At 58.0% G+C, this 9,364-nt stretch carries 9 protein-coding genes; 5 read left to right on the forward strand and 4 right to left on the reverse strand.

What is annotated here, in order from left to right:
• Positions 1–121: 121 nt before the first annotated feature.
• Complete coding sequence (locus ACTG34_RS04105) at positions 122–283, reverse strand: hypothetical protein (protein WP_439103740.1); 162 nt, start codon at positions 281–283, stop codon at positions 122–124.
• 64 nt (positions 284–347) lie between these two features.
• Here ACTG34_RS04105 and cobN point away from each other — a divergent pair, with 64 nt between their 5' ends.
• Positions 348–4,022 (forward strand): cobaltochelatase subunit CobN, encoded by a 3,675-nt coding sequence (gene cobN, locus ACTG34_RS04110; protein WP_439103741.1) that lies wholly within the window; start codon positions 348–350, stop codon positions 4,020–4,022.
• Between the two features lie 6 nt (positions 4,023–4,028).
• On the opposite strand, the gene ACTG34_RS04115 is transcribed toward cobN, so the two are convergent.
• Positions 4,029–4,379: a hypothetical protein gene (locus ACTG34_RS04115; RefSeq protein ID WP_439103742.1), complete on the reverse strand. Its 351-nt coding sequence runs from the start codon at positions 4,377–4,379 to the stop codon at positions 4,029–4,031.
• 65 nt (positions 4,380–4,444) lie between these two features.
• Positions 4,445–5,263 carry an MOSC domain-containing protein gene (locus ACTG34_RS04120; protein WP_439103743.1) on the reverse strand — a complete coding sequence of 273 codons (819 nt, stop codon included), beginning with the start codon at positions 5,261–5,263 and terminating at the stop codon, positions 4,445–4,447.
• Between the two features lie 240 nt (positions 5,264–5,503).
• Between ACTG34_RS04120 and ACTG34_RS04125 the strand changes: the two genes are divergently transcribed.
• The 4 genes from ACTG34_RS04125 (at position 5,504) to cobO (ending at position 8,536) form a co-directional block, all read left to right on the forward strand.
• Positions 5,504–6,709 (forward strand): TsoY family (seleno)protein, encoded by a 1,206-nt coding sequence (locus tag ACTG34_RS04125; RefSeq protein ID WP_439103744.1) that lies wholly within the window; start codon positions 5,504–5,506, stop codon positions 6,707–6,709.
• 125 nt (positions 6,710–6,834) lie between these two features.
• Positions 6,835–7,197: a CidA/LrgA family protein gene (locus ACTG34_RS04130; RefSeq protein ID WP_439103745.1), complete on the forward strand. Its 363-nt coding sequence runs from the start codon at positions 6,835–6,837 to the stop codon at positions 7,195–7,197.
• Positions 7,194–7,910, forward strand: a complete 717-nt coding sequence (locus ACTG34_RS04135; protein ID WP_439103746.1) for an LrgB family protein — start codon at positions 7,194–7,196, stop codon at positions 7,908–7,910. The genes ACTG34_RS04130 and ACTG34_RS04135 overlap by 4 nt, the downstream gene beginning before the upstream one ends.
• A gap of 11 nt (positions 7,911–7,921) precedes the next feature.
• Positions 7,922–8,536 (forward strand): cob(I)yrinic acid a,c-diamide adenosyltransferase, encoded by a 615-nt coding sequence (cobO, locus tag ACTG34_RS04140; RefSeq protein WP_439103747.1) that lies wholly within the window; start codon positions 7,922–7,924, stop codon positions 8,534–8,536.
• 15 nt (positions 8,537–8,551) lie between these two features.
• Here cobO and ACTG34_RS04145 read toward each other — a convergent pair.
• On the reverse strand, positions 8,552–9,364 hold an 813-nt coding region (locus ACTG34_RS04145), incomplete at its 5' end, for an NAD(P)/FAD-dependent oxidoreductase (RefSeq protein WP_439103748.1).

Consider the following 9,364-nt stretch of genomic DNA (forward strand, 5'->3'; position numbering starts at 1 on the left):
TGGAGACAGGCGACGAATTGGACGCCGCCTGTCGTCTTTATGAGCGCCACGGGTTCACCCGCTGCGGGGCCTTTGGCGATTACGCAAACAACGGGGTCTCCGTGTTCTACGAAAAGGCGCTTTAGTCCGCTTTTTTGGTCGCTGCCGCTTTCATACGGGCGAGCAATTCGGCCTTTGGAGCCGCTTTGCCATAGGGGTTTTTTGACGACCCTTTGGCGTTGTGTTCCGCGTGACGCGGGGCATTTTTGCCGAGCTTCGGCGCGCCTGATTTACCATAGTCCATGAGATAACCTTTCGTGGTTTTCTCGCTGATGCCGTAAACCGCGCGGCTTTTCAAGGAGAGACAGATGCATCTGTTGGCCGCCACCCCCGGATCAATCGACGATGGCAACGAGGCGTTCGACCTCGCACAGACCCCTGCGGACCTTGTGGTGATCTCTGCGGCCGATACCGAACTGGCCGCATTGTCCCATGCGCGGGCGGGGATGGATGCCCCGCCATCGCTGCGCCTGTCGCAACTGATGCACCTGCGCCACCCGATGTCGGTTGATCTACACCTTGACGATTGCGCCACCAAATCGCGCATGGTGATCGCGCGGGTTCTGGGCGGATCGGGCTATTGGAAATACGGGTTGGAGCACTACGCCGCACGCCTTTATGAGGCGGGGATTCCGTTTGTGGCGCTTCCCGGAGATGACAAGCCTGATGCGGAATTGGCAGGGTTATCAACGGTTTCGTCACAGGACTACCATGCGCTTTGGGCTTATCTCGTGGAGGGCGGCCCTGACAATGCGGCGGCATTTTTGAGTTATGCGCAGGCAATGCTAGAGGGCGATGAAAAACCCGCACCCGCCGCGCCGCTGTTGCGCGCGGGGGTTTATTGGCCCGCCAAAGGCGTGTGCGATTTGGACACGGCACGGGCGCACTGGACGCACGGCGCGCCCGTTGTGCCGATCACGTTTTACCGCGCCTTGGTACAGGGTGCGGGGCTTGCGCCGATTGATGCGTTGGTGGCTGCGCTGATCAAAAAGGGGCTGAACCCCCTGCCCGTTTTTGTGGCCTCCCTCAAAGACCCGATTTCGGTCGCCACACTGGATGGGCTGTTTTGTGACGCCAAACCCGATGTGATTCTCAACTGCACTTCCTTTGCGGTCGGCACTCCCGAAAAGGCGGGCAACAACCCACTCGCCGCCGATTTCGCGAACGGTGCGCCGGTGTTCCAAGTGGTTCTTGCCGGCTCGTCACATGCCGCATGGGACGAGGGGCTGACGGGATTATCGGCCCGCGACATCGCGATGAATGTGGCCCTTCCGGAGGTCGACGGGCGGGTGTTGACCCGCGCGGTATCATTCAAGGGCGAGGCCTATTTCGACACTGCCACCGAGTGCGCGATTGCAACCTATCAAGCCGACCAAAGCCGTGTGGATTTCGTCGCAGAGCTGGCCGCAAACTGGGCCACGCTGCGGCATACACCGCCCACCGACCGCAAGGTGGCTCTGATCCTCGCCAACTATCCGAACAAGGACGGGCGACTGGCCAATGGTGTGGGCCTTGATACCCCTGCGGCGACTGTAAATACGCTGAGCGCTCTTGCGAGTGCTGGCTACGGCGTCACGGATATTCCCGAGAGCAGTGACGCGCTGATGGCGCAGATCCTTGCAGGGCCGACCAACTGGTTGACCGATCGCAGCGAGCGGCACGGCGGCGAGAGGATGACGCTTTCGGCCTACCGCGCATGCTATGATGCGCTACCGCAACAGGTGCGCGCGCAGATCGAAGATCAATGGGGGGCGCCCGAGGCGGATCCGTTTTACGGGACGGACGGGTTTGCCCTTTCGGTCCTGCGGTTTGGACACGCCGTGGTCGGCATTCAGCCCGCGCGGGGCTATAACATCGACCCGACCGAGACCTATCACGCGCCCGATCTGGTGCCGCCGCACAACTACCTCGCGTTCTATTTCTGGCTGCGCCAATCCTATGGGGCGCACGCGCTGATCCACATGGGCAAGCACGGCAATCTGGAATGGCTACCCGGCAAGGCGCTTGCCCTGTCGCAGACCTGTTTGCCCGAGGCGGTGATGGGGCCGATGCCGCATCTCTATCCGTTTATCGTCAATGATCCGGGCGAGGGGACACAGGCCAAACGGCGTGCGCAAGCCGTGATCATCGACCACCTCACCCCGCCGCTGACCCGCGCAGAAACATATGGACCGCTGCGCGATCTGGAGGCGTTGGTGGACGAGTATTTCGAGGCGGCGGGGGTTGATCCGCGCCGCATCGAGGTGCTGCGCAAGGAGATTTTGAGCCTGAGTGCCGTGACCGGACTAGACCGTGATGTGGGTATGACGGGCGACGACGAGGACGGCGATTTGGGCAAGCTCGACGCGTACCTGTGCGAGTTGAAAGAGGCGCAAATCCGCGATGGTTTACACATTTTTGGTACCGCGCCGACAGGGCGGCTTGCCCGTGATCTCGCGCTTGCGTTGGTGCGTGTGCCACGCGGCGACGGTACGGGAAAAGACGCGTCTTTGGTGCGGGCTTTGGCGCTGGATTTTGAGCTCGGGTTCGACCCGCTTGATTGCGAGATGGCGCAGACATGGACCGGCCCGCGCCCCGATGCCTTGACCGGTATTATGGACGGAACGTGGCGCACCAATGGCGATACGGTCGAGCGGTTAGAAGCGTTTTGTGCGGCCCTTCTGGATGACGGAAGACCTGCCGCAGGCCCCGCGTCACAGCCGGTTTTAGACCATTTGCGCGAGCATGTTTTGCCAACTGTTGCGGCCTGTGGCCCCGCCGAAATGGACGGGCTGTTGCGCGGGTTAAATGGCAGGTTTGTCCCCCCCGGCCCATCGGGTGCGCCAACACGCGGGCGTTTGGATGTGCTGCCCACAGGGCGTAATTTTTTCTCGGTCGATGCCCGCGCTGTACCAACGCAAACCGCGTGGAGCCTTGGATGGAAATCGGCCAACCTGTTGATTGAACGTCACCTTCAGGATCAGGGCGACTGGCCCCGCGCCATGCTCGTCACCGCATGGGGCACGGCCAACATGCGCACGGGCGGCGATGACATCGCACAGGCTTTGGCCCTGATGGGGGTTAAACCAACGTGGGATACGATGTCGCGCCGCGTCACAGGATTTGAGGTGTTGCCCGCATCCGTTTTGGGGCGTCCGCGTGTTGACGTGACATTGCGCGTGTCAGGATTTTTCCGCGATGCCTTTCCGCAACTCATCGCCTTGGTCGATAGTGCGGCGCGTGCGGTACAAAAGATGGACGAGAGCGAGACGGACAATCCCGCCGCCGCCCGCGCACGCCGTGGAGAAAGCACGGCGCGGGTGTTTGGGTCCAAACCCGGGGCTTACGGTGCCGGACTTCAGGCGATGATAGATGAGCAATTATGGGGCGACCGCCGCGACCTTGCCGATGCCTATCTCGAATGGGGCGGCTATGCCTACGGTGCGGGGCGCGAGGGCGTCAAGGATCGCGCAGGCTTTGAGGCGCGTTTGGGTCAGGTCGAGGCGATTGTACAAAACCAAGACAACCGCGAACACGATCTGTTGGACAGCGACGACTATTATCAGTTCGAGGGGGGTGCTGCATCGGCTGTGGCGACATTGCAGGGACAAGATCGTCCGATTTATCATAACGACCATTCGCGGCCCGACCGTCCGGTCATTCGCACGTTGGACGAAGAAATCGGGCGGGTGATCCGGTCGCGGGTTGTGAACCCGAAATGGATCGATGGGGTCAAGCGCCACGGCTACAAAGGCGCATTCGAAATCGCCGCAACGGTAGATTATCTATTTGCGTTTTCGGCCACCACACGTGCGGTCAAGGATCACCATTTCGACCTCGTTCACGCCGCATTTATCGAGGACGACGACACGCGGGAATTCATCGCGGAGCACAACGCGCCTGCATTGGCCGAGATAGCGCAACGGTTGTTGGAGGCGATGGATCGCGGGTTGTGGATGCCACGGTCGAACTCGGCGCGGGCCACCCTTGAGGCGCTTGCGTAAACGGGACTAGAACGGGCACTCCAACTCCGCTTTGACCAAGGCCTGATCGCCAACAAGTGAGCCTGTTTTGATCGGGCACCCCGTGGCTTGGGTGATCGCAATCGCGGCTTTTGCGACGATGCCAGCGCGGGATGGCGGTGGGACCATGACGTTGATGCGATGCGCCTCAACACTGGAGCCGCCGCCGCGCTGGCGAAAGATACGAAAAGTTGCCCCGCCTACAACGATCGGAGTGGGTGTGATAAGGGTCTTGCCGATTTGTGGGCTATCGATCGCGCACGCAGACAGGATCATCAGTGCGAGCGCGGCGGTTAAAGCGCACGCAAAAGGCGCGGTGTGGTGGGTGGCGTATATCATGCGGCCACCGTCATATCTCTTGGTTAACAAATGGTTAACGCGGGTTCGGCCAATGCCCTAACGACCTAGAGAAGGTTCGATGGCCCATCTTCTAACACCTCAACACAATCGCCCAAAACGACCGTTCCAGTCTGTTCAACGACCGCGTTTTGGCCGAAAATGATGCGCCCGCGCGCAGATCGGTGCAGCTTGCCAAGAGTCGCCAGGGGTTCATGGCGATCGGTTTGCACGCCGGTGTCGGGGTCTTGTGTGGTCATCACGCAGCGCTCACACGGTTTGACGATCCGCAAAATGGTCGAACCGATGCGGATGCGCCGCCACGTGTCCTCGACCCACGGCGCAATGTCGCCCTCAATCACCAGATTGGCGCGAAACCTGCGCATCTCAAAGGGATATGCAGCTGCGGTATTGAGCGCCTCCAAGGACGCATTGGTGGTGATCAAAATCGGGTAGCCATCGGCAAATCCGGTAAAGTGGGGCGTGATGCTATAGGTCGTATTAACGGGGCGAAGCGGTTCATTGGGAAAGTAGGCCAAACGCACCTCGCGACCCAAAGCACATGATAGAAAACTTGCCGCTAAATTCCCTGCGTCCTCGACCCCCTCAATCCGGTTTGAAAACACAAATGCGGTCGTCCGTTGACCCTTTGGTCGCGTCACATCAAGGTGGTCGCCATCATATGAGATCAAGATGCCAATGTCTGTTTCAACCACGGCAATGCGCGCCAGTTCGGGCAGCTCACGGCGCGTCGCAACGGCGCCTGTCGGGTACAGGATTGCCCAACGACGATCCCCCTCCACACCCAACGCGCCAATATTACGGGCGGCATGATCCGTAACGGGCAAGCTTTTGACAGGATAAGTCGAAATTCGGGAAAGTTTCATTTTGCTCCATATCCTGACGCATCGAGTCCATCAAAAATTGACGTAGGGTTATTTAAAAATTTATCTAATAACAAGTTAACCTTTTAGACAGGTATATTCACCCACGCCATACGCCAATCCCGCATCTTTTCAGTAATATTGCAGCAAAGATACATGCTGTTTGCTCCTTTGATCCAGATCAAGGAGAGTCCGCTCCCCTCATTATATTCATCTTAGTGAATGTGAATTAGGAGACGTACCATGAAAACCTCGAAAGCAAGTGAGAGCTATGTTCCTCTCTACTTTCTCACGTCTGTTGGGGCAGGCGGCCTCGCCGTAACTTTCTTTATGTACTTGATGTTTTGGGTGCCGCACCCCGGGCGCTCTGTTCCCGTCTTTGAGGACATCATGGCCGCATGGGCAACGGGCGGCACGCCGCTCAAATTCGCAATATTTGCCGCTGTCGTCGGTATCGCAATATTTGTGTTTTTGAACCTCAAATCGCTCATCTGGAACCTGAGCCACTACGCCGAGTTCAAAAAGACCGAGCGATATACAAATCTGCGCAACTCCAATGCGGAAACCACGCTTTTGGCGATGCCCTTGGCGCTTGCCATGTCTGTGAACGCGCTCTTCATCGCGGGCCTCGTGTTTGTGCCCAAGCTTTGGACAATCGTTGAGTACCTGTTCCCGCTTGCGCTGATCGCCTTTGCACTTATTGCCTATAGTGCGCTGCGCACCATTGCCGACTTTCTCGGGCGCGTGCTGTCAAAAGGTGGCGTTTTTGATGTCACAGCGCACAATTCATTCGCACAGCTATTGCCGTCATTCGCGCTGATTATGGCCGCCGTGGGGTTTTCCGCTCCTGCCGCTATGTCGACGCAACCCGCCGTTGTGGCCATTTCCATCATTGGTTCAACACTGCTCGGAACTGCTGCGCTTATCTATGCCCTCCTCGCTGTGGTCACCGCGTTCAATTCGATGCTGCACTACGGCACATCCGAAGAGGCAGGTCCAACCTTGCTGATCATCATCCCGTTTGTGACCATTTTCTCGATTATGTTCATGCGTCAGGACCACGGGTTGCACACCACTTTTAACAGCCACTCCACCGCCGCAGACACATTGATGTTCCTTGCCAAGGGCCTGTCGGTCCAACTCGTGTTCCTCGGCCTCGGGCTGACCGTGTTGCGCCGTCAGGGCTATTTCAAAGACTTCGTGTTTGGCAACAAGACCTCCGCCGGCTCCTACGCGTTGGTTTGCCCCGGTGTGGCGCTTTCGGTGTTGACGCACTTTTTCGTCAACAAAGGTCTCGTGAGCGCGGGTGTGATCGAGAAATTCGACATCACATACTGGGCCATCACCGCCATTGCGATCGGCTTTCAATTGGCGATGGTCGCGCTGGTCTTTCGTCTCAATACGCAACATTACGGCTTTCACGAGCCGACCGCTGTACCCGCTGAGTGATCCCTTCCCAGCGACTTGAAAAGGGGCGCGTCTCATGTGAGGCGCGCCCCTTTTTACATAGATGTATTTGCGTCCTTGATGTGGCTCCGTCACACTGCGACTATGGGTTAGGCGGGAGGCGGCGTATGATATTTCATTTGGGACTGTTTTTAGGATTTCAGCTCTTGGGCGAAGTCATCGCGCGCGTGTTTACGTTGCGCCTTCCTGGCCCTGTGATCGGCATGGTGCTTCTGGCAGTGCTGCTGTTGGCGCGCCCCACTATTGGTAAGAAAATAGAAGGCACCGCCACCACCGTTCTGTCTTATCTTTCGCTACTCTACGTGCCCGCAGGTGTCGGAATTGTTCAATATCTTGATCAAGTCTCCGAAATTGGATTACCGCTTGCCGCTGCACTTATCGGCTCAACAATTCTCGCCATCGGCGCAGGCTCACTCACGTTCAAATACGTGGGCCGCGCCATGGGCCAAGCCGACGAGACACCGCAATGACCGATATTCTTGATATCTGGTCCTATCTGGCCGAGGGGCAGTTGTTGTGGCTCACTGCGACAATCATCGCATTTCTGATCGGGGACGGGTTATTTCGTCTGTCGGGCAACAAGCCGTATGTAAACCCTGTGTTGATTTCGATGATACTCCTCTCCACATTGCTGACGATGACCGACACCAGTTATCGCACCTACTTTGAGGGGGCTCAGTTTATCCACTTTCTGCTGGGGCCAGCGACCGTGGCCTTGGCGATTCCGCTGTGGAAGAACTGGCAAAAGGTCAAATCCGCCGCTGTGCCACTTCTGGCGGCTCTCTTTGTCGGATCGTTTGTTGCCATGGCGTCTGCGGTCGCAATCGGGGCCGCGATGGGATTGGAGGGCGCCGTTCTTTTGTCACTCGTTCCGAAATCCGCTACGTCACCCGTTGCCATTGGTGTGGCCGAAGCTATAGGCGGCCTGCCCACACTCACGGTCGCCCTTGTCCTGATTACGGGCGTTATCGGCGCGGTTGTGACAACCCCGCTCAATAACCTGCTCGGCGTGCACGATTATCGCGGGCGCGGGTTCGCCACGGGTGTCGCGGCCCACGGGATTGGAACCGCGCGCGCGTTTCAAGTTCACGGGACCGCCGGTGCCTTTGCCGGTATCGGCATGGTCCTCAACGCTATTCTCACGGCGCTTTTGGCGCCGCTCTTTGTCCAGATTTTTCTCTAAGGAACACCCCTATGACAGACACGAACGACCACGCCCGCCACGCAACGAAAATGGCAAAAAAGAAAGTGGCACGCGACAAGATCATGGCCACGAAGATTGATCAAAAAGGCCTAATCATTGTCCATACGGGTAAGGGAAAAGGCAAATCCTCTGCCGCGTTCGGGATGATTTTCCGCTGTATTGCACATAAGATGAAATCAGGCGTGGTGCAGTTCATCAAGGGTGGAATGGACTGTGGCGAGCGCGATTTGATCACCGCGAAATTTCCGGAGCTATGTGAATTTTACACGATGGGAGAAGGGTTTACATGGGAAACCCAAGACAAGGCCCGCGACATTGAAATGGCGCAGGCTGCATGGGAAAAGGCCAAAGAGCTAATCCGCAACCCAGAGAACCGCATGGTTTTGCTTGATGAGATCAATATTGCACTACGCTATGATTACATCGACGTGAACGATGTCGTGGCGTTTTTGTTGGCTGAAAAACCACCCCTGACCCATGTTGTTTTGACGGGACGCAATGCCAAAGAAGAGTTGATCGAAATCGCTGATCTGGTCACAGAAATGGAATTGATCAAACATCCCTTCCGCGCAGGTGTCAAAGCCCAAAAAGGCGTGGAATTCTAACGCTCGCCAAACCGTCTATAAACTGGCGTCGACCCGAAAGGCCTCGGGGATCTCATCTCGATCCTCGAGGATCACGTCGACCAGCACGCGCGCTGCAAGCGGAGCCATGCCGAAGCCGATTTTAAAGCCCCCATTGGCGATAAAATGTCCCGCGCGCTCCGGCCATGCGCCCAACATGGGTGCGCGCGATTTCGCGCGCGGACGCACCCCCGCCCAACGCGTGATCTCGGGGGCGTGGGCGAGTTGTGGCATGGCCACAATCGCACGGGCGAGAAGATCATCCGCCAATTCATCGGTCTCGTTGGGGTGATCAAAGTCACGCTCTGACGTTGATCCAATCGCGGTTGTGCCATCCTTATGGGGAATAATATGCAGGCTTTGGGCATAGATTTGCGGCGCATCGCGCATATCGAAATCAAGCAAGATCGCCTGACCTTTCACGCCCCCCCCGACCTCGCGCCCGAACACCGCATTCAACGCGCGCAAGCCATGCCAACCAGTGGCATGGATCACCGCGCCCTGCTCACTGGCTTCGCGGACAACCTCACCGCCCAGCGCGACAATCGCGGCCGCAAGAGAGGCACAGGCCCGTGCAGGGTTGAGGCGCGCAGACAGGGTGTCGAAAATCCAAAACCCTGTCGGGCTTTCGGGTAGCCACGCCCCGAAACGGGCAAGGGCAGCCTCACGATCATAAACCGACCATTCCGCGTGCCCTTGCCATAGCTGCTCCGCATCGGTGGCACGCTGATGCGCCAACTCCAATTGACGTTCGTTTTGAACGGCCTGCACACGGCCCGTGCGCCCGTATCCGGACGACACACCGCCCAA

Origin of the sequence: Celeribacter marinus (genome assembly GCF_965656515.1) — a bacterium.
Taxonomy (GTDB): Bacteria; Pseudomonadota; Alphaproteobacteria; order Rhodobacterales; family Rhodobacteraceae; genus Celeribacter; species Celeribacter marinus_D.

What these genes read in the sequence shown, in the direction of transcription:
- ACTG34_RS04105 (WP_439103740.1), bottom strand. Translation starts at nt 283, where the DNA reads ATGGACTATGGTAAATCAGGCGCGCCGAAGCTCGGCAAAAATGCCCCG.
- cobN (WP_439103741.1), top strand. Translation starts at nt 348, where the DNA reads ATGCATCTGTTGGCCGCCACCCCCGGATCAATCGACGATGGCAACGAG.
- ACTG34_RS04115 (WP_439103742.1), bottom strand. Translation starts at nt 4,379, where the DNA reads ATGATATACGCCACCCACCACACCGCGCCTTTTGCGTGCGCTTTAACC.
- ACTG34_RS04120 (WP_439103743.1), bottom strand. Translation starts at nt 5,263, where the DNA reads ATGAAACTTTCCCGAATTTCGACTTATCCTGTCAAAAGCTTGCCCGTT.
- ACTG34_RS04125 (WP_439103744.1), top strand. Translation starts at nt 5,504, where the DNA reads ATGAAAACCTCGAAAGCAAGTGAGAGCTATGTTCCTCTCTACTTTCTC.
- ACTG34_RS04130 (WP_439103745.1), top strand. Translation starts at nt 6,835, where the DNA reads ATGATATTTCATTTGGGACTGTTTTTAGGATTTCAGCTCTTGGGCGAA.
- ACTG34_RS04135 (WP_439103746.1), top strand. Translation starts at nt 7,194, where the DNA reads ATGACCGATATTCTTGATATCTGGTCCTATCTGGCCGAGGGGCAGTTG.
- cobO (WP_439103747.1), top strand. Translation starts at nt 7,922, where the DNA reads ATGACAGACACGAACGACCACGCCCGCCACGCAACGAAAATGGCAAAA.